The organism is Solimonas sp. SE-A11, assembly GCF_030345715.1.
Taxonomy (GTDB): domain Bacteria; phylum Pseudomonadota; class Gammaproteobacteria; order Nevskiales; family Nevskiaceae; genus Solimonas_A.
The window spans coordinates 14,785-29,456 of record NZ_JAUASX010000017.1; the positions used below are offsets into that span (position 1 = coordinate 14,785).

Sequence of the window (14,672 nt, forward strand, 5' to 3'; positions counted from 1 at the left end):
CCTTGCTCTTCAGCCCGGCAGCGCGGGCGTATCGTCCGGAAGGAAGAAGTCCGGCAGGAACTGGGTGGTGCCCGGCACCGCCGCGTACTGCGAGAAATCGCGCACGCCGGCTTCGTAGAGCACTAGGTCGTCGATGCAGAACTGGCCAGTGAATTCGCGCGAGTTCTTCGTCAGGATCGCGTGGGCGGCATCCGCCATGACCTCGGGCGTGCGCGACTGCTTCAGGAAAGGATCGCCGCCGATCATCTTCACCGCGGCGGTGGCGATGGTGGTGCGCGGCCACAGCGAGTTGGCGGCGATGCCGTCCCTCTTGAACTCCTCGGCCCAGCCCAGCGTGCAGAGGCTCATGCCGTACTTGGCGATGGCGTAGGCCAGGTTCGGCCCGAACCACTTGGGCTTCATGTCCAGCGGCGGGGACAGCGTCAGGATGTGCGGGTTGGCGGACTTCTTCAGGTAGGGGATGCAGATGCGCCCGCTCATGTAGGTGCCGCGCGCGTTGATCCCGTTCATCAGGTCGTAGCGCTTCATGTCGGTCTGCAGCGTGCCGGTCAGCTGGATCGCGCTGGCGTTGTTGACCAGGATGTCGATGCCGCCGAAGGTCTCGGCGGTCTTCTGCACCGCGTCGGCCAGTTGTTGCTCCTCGCGAATATCGCAGAGGATCGGCAGCGCCTTGCCGCCGGCCTTCTCGATCTCTTCGGCCGCGGAGTAGATCGTGCCCGGCAGCTTGGGGTGCGGCTCGGCGGTCTTGGCGGCGATGGCCACGTTGGCGCCGTCGCGCGCGGCACGCACGGCGATGGCCAGGCCGATGCCGCGCGAACCGCCGGTGAGGAACAGGGTCTTGCCCTTGAGACTCATGGGGACTCTCCAGTAACGATGATTTCCGATCAGGCGGCGCCTGCTGCGGCTGATTCTAGCCAGCCTGCGGGAAATTGATATCGTCCGCATGGAAGACGAGGTTACCGTCAAGGATAGACGGCAAGATTGCGGCCGTTCGCCCTGAGCCCGGCGAAGGGTGAACGGCGATTGATCGGCACCTCGTCTTGCGCTTCGATCCTTTGACCGGATCAGGACTTCAAAGCGAACGGACGGAGGTCAGGCTTTTATTGAAGCATCGCTGTCGTGCGCGCGATGCGCTCGGCCTGCACGCGGTTGAGATTGCGGAAGATGATGGCGGCGATACGCGGATAGCGCAGGCGCAGGCGCTCGAGGTCCTGCGAGTCGAAGCGCAGCACGCGCGCCGGGGTCACGGCGTCGACGCTGGCGGTACGGCGCTGGCCGAAATAGCCGGCCTCGCCGATCACGGCGCCGCGTCCCAGCGTGGCCAGGGTCTTGCGCTCGCCACCGCGGTCGATCCAGGCCTCCAGCGTGCCGTCCACCACCACGTAGATGTCTCGCGACAGGTCGCCCTGGCGGATCAACTGGCCGCCCTCGTGCATCTTCTCCATCTTGGACATCAGCGCGAACACGCGGGCCTGGCGCAGGCTCAGGCCCGACAGCAGCGGGATAGTGTGCTGCGGCGACTGGCCAAGGTCCAGGCGCAGCAGGTCCCAGAGCGTGACGATGCGCAGCTTGGAGCCCAGGGCCGGCGTCAGCAGGATGTCGGCGAACCAGGCGACGAACAGCGTGAACGAGGCCAGCACGCCGAACTGCACCTGGTTCTTCAGCTCGCTGCCGGTGAACACCAGGAAGCCGATGCACAGTGACAGCACGGTGAAGGTCACCGGCCGCAGGATGCTGGCCAAGGCGCTTTTGACCGCCGCGGTCTCGTTGCCCTTGGCGCGCGCATCGGCATTGAAGCGCGCCAGGAAGTGGATGGTGTCGTCCACCGCGATACCCAGCACGATGCTCGCGATCATGCTGGTGGTGGGGTTCAGGCTGATGCCGCTGATGCCCAGGATGCCGAAGTACAGCAGCACCGGCAGCAGGTTGGGCAGCATAGCCAGCAGCGCCGCGCGCGGCGAGGTGAACATGAAGGACAGCATCACCCAGATCGCGAACGACGCCAGCGCCAGCGAGGAAATCTGTCCGGAGGTGATGGCGTTGACCGCACGCGTGGCCAGTACCGGGCTGCCGGTAAGGCTGGCGTTGAGCGGCGGCTTGAGCTCGCCCAGGCGCTCCTCCACGCGCTGGATCAGGTCCTGGATCTGCGCGGAACTGTCGACGTTGATGCGCACCGTCAGCAAGGCGCTGCGGAAGCGCGAGTCGATGGCCCGCTTGATCTCGGAACTGCCGCCGAACACCAGCAACTGCTTCACCGAGGCTGCGTCGCGCGGCACCGCGTAGTAGGCCGGGTCGCCCTCGTTCATGCTCTGGTTGATCAGCTTGAGGTGGTCCACGTAGGACACCACGCTGCCGATCTCGGGCTGGCGTCGCAGCCAGTGCTGCAGCGATTCCACCTGGCCGATCAACTCAGGGTCGGTCAGGGCATCGTTGACGTGGGTCTCGATCAGGATCGAGACGATGCTGGCGCCGTTGAAGGCCTGGTTGATGTGCTCGAAGTCGCGTCGGGCCTCGGCGTCCTCGTGGAAGCTCTTGATGTACTCGGTGCCCACGTGGATGCGGCTGGCGAAGTACAGGTCGATGGGTACCGTCAGCAGGGCGATGCCGATGATCCAGTTGCGCCAGCGCAGGTCGAACACCGCCAGGCGCCGGGCCTGCACCAGGAAGAAGCGCTCGCCCAGCGGCCGCCGCGCGGTGCTTTGCCGCTGCAGCCGCAGGGCCGAGGGCAGGAACACCATGGTCAAGAGCATGCCGAAGGTGACGCCCAGGGCCGACAGGCCTGCGAACTGCTGGATCGCCGGCAGGGCCTGCGGCATCAGCGCCAGGAAGCCCGCCACCGTGGTGGCGCCGGACAGGAACAGCCCGGGCCCGACCTTGGACAGCACGTGCTGCACCCGCGCCTCGGGGCTGGTCTCGCGCACGGCGTAGTAATCGGCTTGCAGGTGCACGGCGTAGGACAGGCCCAGGGTCAGCAGCAGCGGCGGCACGATGGCCGTGACCAGGTTGATGGGAATGTCCAGCAGAACCGCGGCGGCCATGGTCCACAGCAGCGAGATCAGCACCGTGGCAGCGCCCGCCAGCATGCCGTAGACGCTACGGCTGACCAGCAGCAGCATGATGACGATCAGCGCGAGCACTGCCGGCAGCGTGAAGGCCAGCGTGTCCAGCAGCGCATCCACAGTGGCGGCCTTGATCACCGGCCCGCCGGTGATCCAGACCCGGTCGGAGCCGGCCACTTCCACCGCCAGCGCGCGGATCTTGCCGGTGTAGTCCTGCTTGCGGAAGTCCTCCTCGCTCAGGTCGCCGAGCGAGATCGAGAAGGCCACGGTGCGGCCATCCTTGGAGACCAGAGCATCACGGTAGATCGGGTTGGCGGCGATCTGCGCCGGGAATGCCCTGACCCGCTCCGGGTTCTCGCGCGCCTGCGCGCCGAAGGTGCTGATCTCCAGCATGTCGCCTTCGGCCAGCGGGTTCGGCACGTTGGCCAGCGACGAGGCCTGGCGCACACCGGGCAGTTCGCCGAAGTGCCGCGTGAGCGCGTCGATCCGGGCGATGCCTTCCGGCGTGAAGACCTCGTCCATCTCCACCGCCACCAGCACGGCGTCGCTGTCGCCGAAGGTCTCGCGCGCACGGTCGAACACCGCGCGGTCGTCCCCCTTTTCCGGCAACAGGCGCTCGATGGTGGGGTCGATCTTCAGCCGCAGCCGGCTATCGTGCAGGTCATAGACCGTGACGAAGGCCAGCACCGACAGCAGCGCCACTACCGCCATGCAGTACAGCGGGTGAGCCGCGATCCAGCTGGTGAGCCGTTGCATGGGCCGGAGGTTCCGGGAGCCGGTGTCTTAGTTGCCGACGTAGAACGTCGCGGGATTGAACAGGCGGTCCGCCAGTTCCTTGCCGGCCGCCACGCCCGTGACCTTGATGCGCGTCTGCGTGCCTTCCTTGAGATCGGCCACCACCATGTCGGCCAGGTACCAGTGCGGGCCGGACTGCTTTAGGTCTTTGGCGCTGCCGGAGAAGCGCTTGCGCACGACCTGCAGGCCTTCGTAGAACTCGGCCTTGAGTGCCATGCAGCTCTTGGGCTCGACCCAGGCGCGGATCGAGGTATAACGCGAGGCCTGGTCGGGCTGCGGCGTGAACTGCAGCACCTGCACCGGCGTGCCGTCGAGCACGGCCTTGCCCTCGAGCTTGGCCTGCTGGTCCTGGAACGCGTTCTGGACCTGCTTGAGGTCGTTGTAGGAGAGGTCGGTGCCCCAGAGCGGGCCGTCCATGTTGCCGCCGGTCACGCGGCGCACTTTGTTCAGTGCCGGCACGAAGACATAGATCTCATCGGCCTTGGTCCCTTCCCTCATCAGGTAAGCAGCACCGGCGAGGTCGGGCGGCGAGCCGATCTTGAGCATCGCCTTGACGCGATCCTTGTCGTTGGTGGCGTAGAGCCGCCCGCGCAGCTGGCGCTCCCCGCCGGTGCGGTCACGCGAGATCAGCTCCACTTCCTTGACCTGCACCGAAGGCGGGATGTTGGCGCGCATGCACTGGACGATGGGGGCCGCCGTGGCCGCCGCAGGGGCCGCGGCGGGAGCCTGGGCCTGTGCCAGCAGCGGAGCAGCCGCCAAGACGATTCCCGCGAGCATTCTGATCATGACGCGCTCCCGAACCCCTGTGATGGGCTGCGCTTTTCAAGGCAGCCGTTTGTTTGCGGACAGAATAATGCATCCGCGGGGGGCGTTTCGCGCGCTGGTTCGCAAAGGACTGGCGGCAGGCGCTTTTTCAGGCGGGCAGGACCTGCAGCGGAACCTCGCCGCGGCGCAGACGCTCGACGTGGAAGTCCGCGCCCAGAGCCAGGAAGGCCGCCTCCGCGGCGTCGTGGTGGCGGCGGCGTTCGCCGGCATCGCCGGCCCAGTGGGCCCGTGCCAGGTGCAGCCAGGGCTCCAGGCCCTGCGCTCCGGTGGCGCCGATCAGCTCGCGCAGCCGCGCCAGGGTCACCTCCGGCTCCACCTTATCGCGGAATTCCAGCGGCAGCCGCAACAGCGCCAGCAGGGCCTGTGACTCCCAGATGCGCGAGCCCGAGCGCCGCCCGGAGGCGATGCCCTCCCGCGCCAGGCGCAGGCCGTCCAGCGGACGCCCGGCGCCGATATAGGCCGTGGCCAGCACGGCGCAGTGCCCGGCCTCGAACTGGTGCGCGTAGGCCCCAGGACGCACCAGGTGCAGCATACGCTCCAGCGGCTCGATCGCCTCGCCGAAGCGCCGGTGCAGGCACAGGGCCAGGCCGGTGACGCGCGCGGCGATCTCCTCGAAGAAGGGGCTGCCGAACTGGCGGGAACGCAGCGTCGCCCGCTCCGCCCAGGCCAGCACCTCGCGGGTGTCGCCGGTCAGCATCGCCAGGTCCACGCGGTTGGCCTGGATCCAGCTCGCGGTGCGGTCGTCGGTCTCGGCGAAGGTCGCGGCGGCGGCCAGTTCGCACTCGGCCTCGCGGAACTGCCCCAGCCAACCCAGCATCAGTGCGCGGAAGGCGCGCGACATGAAGTTGTCGCCGTCAATGGGCCGCGTGCGCCATTCCTCGCCGGCTTCGTCGAGCAGGGCGATGCCGTCGAGTGGACGCCCGGCGGCGGTATGGGTCAGCAGGATGCCGAGGCGGAAACGGTTGACCAGTTGCGCCTCGCCGGCATCCAGCGCCAGGCGCGCCGCGCCTCCCTGCAACTGCGCGGCGGACTCACAGTCGCCACGGTGCAGCTGCTCGGTGCCGTAGGACATCATGAGTTCGGCGATGGTGGCGACGTCGGCGCCCTCCTCCGCCATCAGCCGGGCCTCGTTGTAGGCGGTCTCGACCTCGGCCTCCGGCACGTTGGCGAACTGCGCCATGCGGATCAGGCCGGAGCGGGCCAGGATGCGCAGCTGGCGCAGCTCCTCGCCCCCCGAGGCCCGGTCCAGGTGGGCCTGCGCCAGCCGGAATTGCTCCAGACCCAGGCGCATGTCGCGCGGCGAGGCCCAGCGCGCCGCCTGCAGGTTCCAGCGCCCGGCCCGCAGCCAGTCGCCGGCGTGCTGCCAGTGGTGCGCGATACGCAGCGCCAGCTCGGTAGGCTCGTCCGCCTGCGGATGCTGGCCTTCCAATTCGGCGGCAAGGCGGCCATGGGCGGTGGCTCGGCGCGACTCCAGCTGTGCCTGGTAGGCCACCTCCTGCATCAGCGGATGGCAGAAGGCGTATTCCGAGACGTCACGCTGGTGCACGAAGCCGGCTTCCTCCAGCAGGCCCAGCTGCTCCTCGAACTGCGCGTCCTGGCGCTCGGCCAACGTGGCCAGCAGCGGCGCACGGAACTCCTGGCCGATCACGGCGGCCGACTGCAGCAGGGTCTTGGCCTCGTCCGGCAGGCGGTCGATGCGCGCGGCCAGCAGCGCATGCACGGTGTCGGGCACGGTCCAGTGGCGGATCTCGCGGGCCAGGCGATAGTCGCCGCGCTCCCCTTCCAACTCGCCGGACTCGGCCAACGACAGCACCGCTTCCTCGACGAAGAAGGGGTTGCCGCCGGCGCGCTCGCGCAGGGTCTGCGGCAGTGTCTGCACGCTGGGGTCGTCGCCCAGCAGGCTGCGCGCCAGGCGCTCGATCTGGGCGTCGTCCAGGGCGGTGACGCGCACCTGTTCATCAAGCCACGGAATCAGGTCCTCGCTGACATAGTCCGGCCGATAGTTCAGCAGCAGCAGGGTCCGGCCACTGCCGCGCACCTGGGCACAGAGCTGGGCCACGAATTCCTCGCTGGCGGGGTCTAGGAAATGCAGGTCCTCCAGTAGCAGCACCTGCGGCTGCTCGCCCTCGTCGCAGGCCAGGTGCTGCGCCAGCAGGCCCATCAGCCGGCCGCGGACCTGCTCGGCTTGGTCCTGCGGCAGGGCGGCGCCACCGGCACCCAGGAAATCGAAAACCGCCGGCAGCAGCGGCGCCAGGCCGGGGTTCTGCAGCAGGAAGGTGCCGGCCACCAGGCGGCGCACTTCGTCAGGCCCCGACTCGCCGGTCAGGCCCAGGCGGCTGCGCGCCAGCATGCGGATCGGCTGCATCGGCACGGCGTTGCGGTAGGGCACACCGGTGGCACGGTGCACCGGCAGCCCGGCCGCTGCGCAGGCCCGCGCGAACTCGTGGCACAGCCGCGATTTGCCGATGCCGGCGTTGCCGATCACCGCCACCACCTGCCCATCACCGCCGCGCACGCGGTCCAGCGCCGACAGCAGCAGGCCCAGCTCGCGCTCGCGGCCGACGAAGGGCGAACCGGCACGCGCCAGGCTCAGGTCCAGGCGCGTGCGCCCGGCGTTCTGCCCCTCCAGCTCGTAGACTTCCACCGCCTCCTCGACACCGGAGACCTGCATGGGCCCCAGTTCGCGCAGGCGGAAGTAGCCCTCCACCTGGCGTGCGGTGAGCCGCGTCAGGTAGATGCGCCCCGGCTCGCAGATATGCTCCATGCGCGCCGCCAGGTTCACGGTGTGGCCCTGTGCGGTGTAGTCCATGCGCAGGTCGTCGCCGATGCGGCCGACGATCACCTCGCCGGTGTTGATGCCGACGCGCATGGAAAGATTGAGGCCCTTGCCCAGGCGCAGTTCGTCGGCAAAACGCCGTACCTCGCGCTGCATCTCCAGCGCGGCAAAGCAGGCGCGGCTGGCATGGTCCTCGTGCGCCACCGGCGCCCCGAACAGGGCCATGATGCCGTCGCCGGTGTACTGGTTGACGGTGCCCTCGTAGCGGTGCACCGCCGCCGACAGGATCGAGAAGAAGCGATCCAGGATGGAATGCCACAGCTCCGGGCCGGCCTCCTGCGCCAGCCGCGTGGAGCCCTTCACGTCGGCGAACAGCACGGTGACGCGCTTCCGCTCGCCCTGCAGGGCGCCGCGGTTGCGCAGCACCTGCTCGGCGAGGTGGCGCGGCGTGTAGCTGCGAGCCGGCGCCGGGACGGCGTCCAGGCGCTGGCCGCATTGGTTACAGAAGCGCGAGCCGTCCGGGTTGGGGCTACTGCAGGAAGGGCATGTGGGCATGCCCCATCATAAGCCTGGGCCTTGGTCCCGGATCAATTACCTACGGCTACCCCTTGCCGCCACTCTTGGGACCGAGGAAAAACCACAGGATGAAGCCCAGCAAGGGCAACACCAGGACCAGCACGATCCACAGGGCCTTCTTGCCCGAGTCCGCGCCGCTCTGGGCGATGTTGATGATGGCGTAGACCACTGCGATGAGCAGGAGGATGCCAAAGATGCCGCTGTATCCGTAGTTCATTTGAAGCTCCCTTCCTTGGATTCTGGGCCACTATGGATCAGGCATTTTGAACGGCACATGAACGGCCCCGGCCGCCGTCGCGCTATCCTGCGCGCCATGCCGAACCTGTCCCTGCACGACCTGCCGCTGGACCACGCCTATGCTGCCCTGGGCGACAGCTACCACGCCCGCGTCCACCCCGCCTCCCTGTCCGACGCCCGCCTGCTGCACTTCAATGCGGACGCGGCCGCCCTGATCGGCCTGCCACCGGCCGCGGCGCAAGACCCGCGTTTCCTGGATGTGATGGCGGGCAACGCGGAGCTGCCCGGCGGCGACTACCTGGCCAGCCTCTATGCCGGTCACCAATTCGGCCAGTGGGTACCGCAGCTCGGTGACGGCCGCGCGATGCTGGTCGCCGCCGTCGGCAGTCCCGGGGGCGGCAGCTGGGAGCTACAGCTAAAGGGGGCCGGCCAGACACCGTTCTCGCGCTTCGCCGACGGGCGCGCGGTGCTGCGCTCCAGCATCCGCGAGTATCTGTGCAGCGAGGCGATGCACCATCTGGGTATTCCCACCACCCGCGCGTTGAGCCTGGTGGGCAGCGCCGAGCCGGTGCGTCGCGAGACCCTCGAGACCGCCGCGGTGGTCTGCCGCATGGCGCCGAGCTTCGTTCGCTTCGGCCACTTCGAGGTGTTCTACTACCGCAACCAGCACGATCAGCTGCGGCCGCTGGCGGACCACGTCATCCAGCGGCATTTCCCCCAGCTGTGGGACCGGCCGGATCGCTATCGCGCCTGGCTGACCGAGGTCTGCGAGCGCACGGCCCGCCTGATGGCGGGCTGGCAGACCGTGGGCTTCTGCCATGGCGTGATGAACACCGACAACATGTCGATCCTGGGGCTGACGCTGGACTACGGCCCCTATGGCTTCATGGACGGCTTCGAGTCCGGCCACATCTGCAACCATTCCGACGAGGGCGGCCGCTACGCCTACGACCAGCAGCCGCGCATCGGCCACTGGAACGTCTCGCGGCTGGTGCAGGCGACGCTGCCGCTGCTGCACGAAGACCCGGAGGCGGCGGTTGAGATCGGCACCGCGATACTGGAAGCCTACGGCCTGGCCTATGGCCAGGACGTGGTGCAGCGCTGGCGCGCCAAGATCGGCCTGCGCGAACACCGCGACGGCGACGAGCAGCTGATCAACCGCTTCCTGACCCTGCTGCACCAGGGCCGCAGCGACTTCACCCGCAGCTTCCGCCACCTGTCGCGCATCCGTGCGGCCGATACCGGGCCGGCCACCGGCGTGCGTGAGGAAATCCTGGCGCAGGAGGCTTTCGACGCCTGGGTGGAGGACTACCGTGCGCGCCTGCGGGCGGAAGGCTCCGACGATGCCGCGCGCGCAGCCGCCATGAATGCCGTGAACCCGAAGTACGTGCTGCGCAACCACCTGGCGCAGCACTGCATCGAGCGCGCCGAGGCCGGGGACAGCAGCGAGATCGGCCGGCTGATGGACCTGCTGGCCCGGCCCTTCGACGAGCAGCCGGAGTCCGAGGCCTATGCCGCGGAGCCGCCACCGGAGGCGCGGCACATCAGCGTCAGCTGCTCGTCTTAGGGTCCCGCTCCCACGATCGGATGAGGCGGCGTTCACCACCTTGACCGATGCTGCCCCTCGCCAGAAGAACCCGGGGGAGAGCCCATGACCATCCGCATCGCTACGCTGGCCGCGCTCGCGGCCGCCGCCCTACTGTCCGCCTGCAGCGGTGGCTCCGCCTCGGGCGAGGCCGGCATCGCCGAGCCGCCGCTGGAGACCGACGTCGCCAAGCTCGACGCGGCGCTGGACTGCACCGAATTCACCCACCCGGACAAGCCGCCGGTGCTGCTGGTGCACGGCACCTTCACCGCCGGCTTCGAGCAGTACGAGTGGACCTACAAGCCGCTGCTGGTGGAACGCGGCTACGACGTCTGCACCGTCACCTACCCCGACCGGGGCCTGGGCGACATGCAGGTCTCGGCGGAGTACGTGGTCCATGCGCTGCGGCGCATGCATGCCGAGAGCGGCCGCAAGGTCGCGGTGATCGGTCACAGCCAGGGCGTGGCGGTGCCGCGCTGGGCGATCAAGTGGTGGCCCTCGGCCCGCGACGCGGTGGACGACTTCGTGATGCAGGCCGGCCCCAACTACGGCATCAGCATCGCCGCCCTGGGCTCGCTGCCGCTGCTGCCGGCGCTGGTCGGCCTGCCGGAGGTGTTCTACCAGTTCGGCGGCGACTCGGCCTTCATGCAGGCCACCAATCGTGGCGACCAGACGCCGGGCGACATCTCCTACACGGCGATGTACACGCAGTTCGACGAACTGGTGCGGCCGGTCGAGACCGCCATGATCGAGCCCGGCCAGAACAACCCGAACGTCACCAATATCCTGATCCAGGATATCTGCCCGGGTCGCATCGTCGAGCACGCCACCATCGGCCTGGTCGATCGCGTGGCCTTCGAGCTTGCCCTGGATGCGATCCAGCATCCGGGGCCTGCGAACGTGGAGCGCGCCGGCGGCGCAGCGCTGTGCGGCCTGCTGCCGGTGGTGCCGAATCTGGTCATCGCGCCCTTGCCCCAGTTGCTCGGAGGCCTGTTCACCATCCTGCTGAAGGAGCCGGGCAACGGCCTGCCGGCGCTGCACCTCGCCCGCCAGGAGCCTGAGCTGAAACCCTACGCCCGGTAGGAACACCGAAAGTGGATCGGCGTTCAGGCCCCTCCGCCCCGGATGCCGTACAGTGGCGCGGTACGGAAACCATCCATGCCCGCCGAATCCACCAAGGCCATCCTGCTGCTGGCGCAACCCGATGCGTCCGGCCTGGATGCTTTGCGCGCGGCGCTACAGGAGCGCTACACGCTGCTGTTCGCCACCACGGGCGAAGCGGTGCTGGCCTTTGCCTATGACGACCTGGCGCCCGACCTGATCCTGCTGCCGGCAACGCTGCCGGACATGACCGGCCTGGAAGCCTGCACCCGCCTTAAGGCCGACACGCGCGCCCGGCACATCCCGGTGATCTTTGTCGCTCAGGGCCAGGAGATCGACGACGAGGCCTGCCTGGCTGCGGGCAGCGCGGACTGCCTGCCGGGGTCGCTGCGCCCCGCCCTGCTGCGCGCGCGAGTGGCGGCGCAGTTGGCACTGGCCGACCAGGAGCATCACATGGGCGACCTGGTGCGCAAGCGCACGCAGGACCTGGAGGACAGCCGCCTGCAGCTGATCCGGCGCCTGGGCCGTGCCGCCGAGTGGCACATCAACCCCGAGGGCGAAACGGCCGACCATGCCGGTTCCCTGACCCTGCTGCTGGCACGCGCCGCGGGCCTGGACGAGGAGGCCGCCGGCAATCTCGCGCTGGCGGCGCTGCTGCGCGACGTCGGCAAGATCGGCGTACCCGACAGCATCCTCTACAAGACCGAGGCGCTGACGCTGGACGACTGGGAGCTGATGCGCTGCCACCCGCTGATCGGCGCCCAGATCATCGGCCGCCACCCGCACCCGCTGATGGCGACGGCACGCCTGGTGGCGCTGACCCACCACGAGCACTGGGACGGCCTGGGCTACCCGCAGGGCCTGGCCGGCGAGGCGATTCCGCTGGAAGGCCGCATCGTCGCCATCGCCGACACCTTCTGCGCGATCGTCTCCACGCGCAGCTACCGCCCCGCACGCTCGCCGGCGCAGGCGGTGGCGCTGATCCAGGAGCGCGCCGGCAGTTATTACGATCCAGGCCTGACTCAGCACCTGGGCGCCCTGCTGCCGGAGATCGAGGCGCTGCTGGCCCGGGGCTGATACCCCAAACGGCGGATGCAGGCCTCGCCGGCCCTGCCGGACACTGCGGGCACGCCCCGAACCGCCGGTTGCATCATGAGCGACACCCCCCATCCCACCCCGCACCCCATCGTCATCGTCGGTGCCGGCCAGGCCGGCGCCGAGACTGCCGTCGAGTTGCGCAAGATCGGCTACCAGGGCCGCGTCGTGATCGTCGGCGAAGAGACCCACCTGCCCTACAAGCGCCCGCCGCTGTCCAAGGCCTACCTGGCCGGCAGCGTGACCGCGGAAAGCCTCTACGTGATGCAGCAGGCCAACCTCGAGAAGGCCGGCATCGAGGTCCTGACCGGCCGCCGCGCCGAAAGCCTCGACCGCGCCGGCAAGACGCTGGCACTGTCGGACGGCAGCCGCCTGCCCTATTCCAAGCTGTGCCTGGCCACCGGTGGCCGCGCCCGCCTGCTGACACTGCCGGGCGCCGACAAGCCCAACGTCTACCCGCTGCGTTCCATCGCCGATGTCGAGGCGATCCGCGCGCACTGCCAGCCGGGCAAGCATGCCGTGATCGTCGGCGGGGGCTTCATCGGCTTGGAAGTGGCGGCGGTGGCGGTCAAGCTCGGGCTCAAGGTCACGGTGCTGGAGAGCCTGCCACGCGTGCTGGCGCGCGTGACGGTGCCGGAGCTGTCGGAGTTCTACGAGAAGGCGCACCGCGATGCCGGCGTGGACCTGCGCACCGGCGTGCAGATCACCGCCCTGGAGGGCGATGATCGCGTGACCCAGGTACGGCTGGGCGACGGCTCGCGCATCCAAGCGGACTTCGTGGTGGCAGGCATCGGCCTGATCGCCAACGTCGAGCTGGCACAGGCCGCGGGCCTGGCGGTGGACAACGGCATCGTAGTGGACGAATTCACGCAGACCTCGGACCCGGACATCGTCGCGGCCGGCGACTGCACCAATCACCCTAACCTCCATTATGGCCGCCGCCTGCGGCTGGAGTCGGTGCAGAACGCGATGGAACAGGGCCGCGCCGCCGCGCATGCCCTGGCCGGGCAACCCAGGCGCTACGACATGGTGCCCTGGTTCTGGTCCGATCAATACGATCTCAAGCTGCAGATGGTGGGCCTGTCCGCCGGCTTCGACCGCTTCGTGCTGCGCGGCGATCCGGCCACGCGCTCCTTCGCCGCGTTCTACCTGGGCGACGGCCAGCTGATCGCCGCCGACACGGTAAGCCGCCCGCAGGATTTCATGTTCGCCAAGAAGCTGGTGGCCCTGCGCGCACGGATCGACCCGGCCTTGCTCGCCGACGAATCCGTCTCGCTGAAGTCGCTGCTGCCCGCATAGGTTGCAACCGAGACCGCTGGCCTTGGGGGCCGGCGGCGAGAGCCAAGGCCAAGGGGGGCCTGCCTCATGCTGATGTTCACGCGCCCAGGGCGCATCGCTGTACCGCAGAGCCTGCGCGGCCTGACCACCATCGATCACGACGCGGAATGCCGCCCACAGGATGTCGGCATGAGCGAGGACGGCGTACGCCGCATCTGGCGCGCCGTGGAGTCGCTGTATCGCGGTGGCCTGCAGCCGGCGATCACGCTGGTGATCCGCCGCCACGGCCGCATCGTGATGAAGCGCGCGCTGGGCGCCGTGTCCGGCAACACGCCGGGCGACAGCAGCCCGCTGGTGCCGCTGCAGCCTGACTCGCCGATCTGCCTGTTTTCCGCCTCCAAGGCGATCTCGGCGCTGCTGCTGCACAAGCTGATCGAGCAGAGCCAACTGCAGCTCGAGGACCGCATCGCCGACTTCATCCCCGAGTTCGGACAGGCCGGCAAGGGCCGCGTCACCGTGCGCCAGTTGCTGGGCCACCGCGCCGGCATCCCGGACATCCCGCATATCGACCCCAAGCCGGAGTTGCTGCTGGAATGGGACGAGATCGTGCGCTTGCTGTGCGAGGCCAAGCCCTTCGATCCGGACTTCGACAAGCAGGCCTACCATGCTCTGACCGCCGGCTTCATCGTCGGCGAGCTGCTGCGCCGCATCACCGGGCGCGAGCTGCCGGAACTGCTGCGCGAGTGGATCGCCGAGCCGCTGGACTGCCGCTACATGACCTACGGCCTGGCGCGCGAACACCGCCACCTGGCGCCGCGCAACGCCTGCACCGGCATCCCGCCGATCTGGCCGCTGACGCGCATGGCCAAGCAGGTACTGGGCGTGCCCTTCAGCGCCGCAGTGGAAGCCTCCAACGCCGACGCCTTCTACGACGCCGTGGTGCCGGCCGGCAACATCTGGGCCACGGCGGACGAAACCAGCCGCGTGTTCCAGATGCTGCTCAACGGCGGCCGCTACAACGGCCGGCAACTGTTCAAGCCCGAGACCGTGCGCGAGATGACCGCGCGCGTAGGCCGCAGCTGGCAGTTCGACCGCACGCTGGGCATCCCCATGCCCTTCTCCGCCGGCTTCATGCTGGGCAGCGATCCAGTGGGGCTCTACGGCCTCAACAGCGGCCGCGCCTACGGCCACATCGGCTTCATGACCGTGATCTGCTGGGCTGACCCTGCACGCGACATCTCGGTGGCGTTGCTCAATACCGGAAAGTCGTTGTCGCCTTCTGGGCTGCTGGGCGCGACGCGGGTGGTAGGGGCGATCGGGCAGGCTTGCCCTCGGGTGGACTGAA

General features: G+C 68.9%; 10 protein-coding genes. 5 read left to right on the top strand and 5 right to left on the bottom strand.

Features of this window, described 5'->3' with window-relative positions; genetic code table 11:
- Positions 1–9 precede the first annotated feature (9 nt).
- The 5 genes from QT386_RS17490 to QT386_RS17510 form a co-directional block, all read right to left on the bottom strand.
- Positions 10–855 (bottom strand): NAD(P)-dependent oxidoreductase, encoded by an 846-nt coding sequence (locus QT386_RS17490; RefSeq protein WP_289275030.1) that lies wholly within the window; start codon positions 853–855, stop codon positions 10–12.
- 245 nt (positions 856–1,100) lie between these two features.
- Complete coding sequence (locus QT386_RS17495; RefSeq protein ID WP_289275031.1) at positions 1,101–3,815, bottom strand: MMPL family transporter; 2,715 nt, start codon at positions 3,813–3,815, stop codon at positions 1,101–1,103.
- Between the two features lie 27 nt (positions 3,816–3,842).
- Positions 3,843–4,640 carry an outer membrane lipoprotein-sorting protein gene (locus QT386_RS17500; RefSeq protein ID WP_289275032.1) on the bottom strand — a complete coding sequence of 266 codons (798 nt, stop codon included), beginning with the start codon at positions 4,638–4,640 and terminating at the stop codon, positions 3,843–3,845.
- 127 nt (positions 4,641–4,767) lie between these two features.
- Positions 4,768–8,010 (bottom strand): adenylate/guanylate cyclase domain-containing protein, encoded by a 3,243-nt coding sequence (locus QT386_RS17505; RefSeq protein ID WP_289275033.1) that lies wholly within the window; start codon positions 8,008–8,010, stop codon positions 4,768–4,770.
- A gap of 46 nt (positions 8,011–8,056) precedes the next feature.
- Entirely contained in the window at positions 8,057–8,248 is a 192-nt protein-coding gene (locus QT386_RS17510; RefSeq protein ID WP_289275034.1) for a PLDc N-terminal domain-containing protein, read from the bottom strand.
- 57 nt (positions 8,249–8,305) lie between these two features.
- Here QT386_RS17510 and QT386_RS17515 point away from each other — a divergent pair, with 57 nt between their 5' ends.
- The 5 genes from QT386_RS17515 to QT386_RS17535 all read left to right on the top strand — a co-directional run bounded on the left by QT386_RS17515 (position 8,306) and on the right by QT386_RS17535 (position 14,671).
- On the top strand, positions 8,306–9,835 hold the full coding sequence (locus QT386_RS17515; RefSeq protein ID WP_289275035.1) for a YdiU family protein: 1,530 nt from the start codon (positions 8,306–8,308) through the stop codon (positions 9,833–9,835).
- An 84-nt stretch (positions 9,836–9,919) separates the two neighbouring features.
- On the top strand, positions 9,920–10,936 hold the full coding sequence (locus QT386_RS17520; RefSeq protein WP_289275036.1) for a triacylglycerol lipase: 1,017 nt from the start codon (positions 9,920–9,922) through the stop codon (positions 10,934–10,936).
- Positions 10,937–11,011: 75 nt separating this feature from the next.
- Positions 11,012–12,031 (top strand): HD-GYP domain-containing protein, encoded by a 1,020-nt coding sequence (locus tag QT386_RS17525; protein WP_289275037.1) that lies wholly within the window; start codon positions 11,012–11,014, stop codon positions 12,029–12,031.
- 75 nt (positions 12,032–12,106) lie between these two features.
- Positions 12,107–13,348 carry an NAD(P)/FAD-dependent oxidoreductase gene (locus QT386_RS17530; RefSeq protein ID WP_289275038.1) on the top strand — a complete coding sequence of 414 codons (1,242 nt, stop codon included), beginning with the start codon at positions 12,107–12,109 and terminating at the stop codon, positions 13,346–13,348.
- A 66-nt stretch (positions 13,349–13,414) separates the two neighbouring features.
- Positions 13,415–14,671 carry a serine hydrolase gene (locus QT386_RS17535; RefSeq protein WP_289275039.1) on the top strand — a complete coding sequence of 419 codons (1,257 nt, stop codon included), beginning with the start codon at positions 13,415–13,417 and terminating at the stop codon, positions 14,669–14,671.
- Position 14,672 lies beyond the last annotated feature (1 nt).

Coding starts and splice junctions, on each gene's coding strand:
- QT386_RS17530 (WP_289275038.1), top strand. CDS start 12,107: ATGAGCGACACCCCCCATCCCACCCCGCACCCCATCGTCATCGTCGGT.
- QT386_RS17490 (WP_289275030.1), bottom strand. CDS start 855: ATGAGTCTCAAGGGCAAGACCCTGTTCCTCACCGGCGGTTCGCGCGGC.
- QT386_RS17520 (WP_289275036.1), top strand. CDS start 9,920: ATGACCATCCGCATCGCTACGCTGGCCGCGCTCGCGGCCGCCGCCCTA.
- QT386_RS17505 (WP_289275033.1), bottom strand. CDS start 8,010: ATGCCCACATGCCCTTCCTGCAGTAGCCCCAACCCGGACGGCTCGCGC.
- QT386_RS17495 (WP_289275031.1), bottom strand. CDS start 3,815: ATGCAACGGCTCACCAGCTGGATCGCGGCTCACCCGCTGTACTGCATG.
- QT386_RS17525 (WP_289275037.1), top strand. CDS start 11,012: ATGCCCGCCGAATCCACCAAGGCCATCCTGCTGCTGGCGCAACCCGAT.
- QT386_RS17510 (WP_289275034.1), bottom strand. CDS start 8,248: ATGAACTACGGATACAGCGGCATCTTTGGCATCCTCCTGCTCATCGCA.
- QT386_RS17500 (WP_289275032.1), bottom strand. CDS start 4,640: ATGATCAGAATGCTCGCGGGAATCGTCTTGGCGGCTGCTCCGCTGCTG.
- QT386_RS17535 (WP_289275039.1), top strand. CDS start 13,415: ATGCTGATGTTCACGCGCCCAGGGCGCATCGCTGTACCGCAGAGCCTG.
- QT386_RS17515 (WP_289275035.1), top strand. CDS start 8,306: ATGAACGGCCCCGGCCGCCGTCGCGCTATCCTGCGCGCCATGCCGAAC.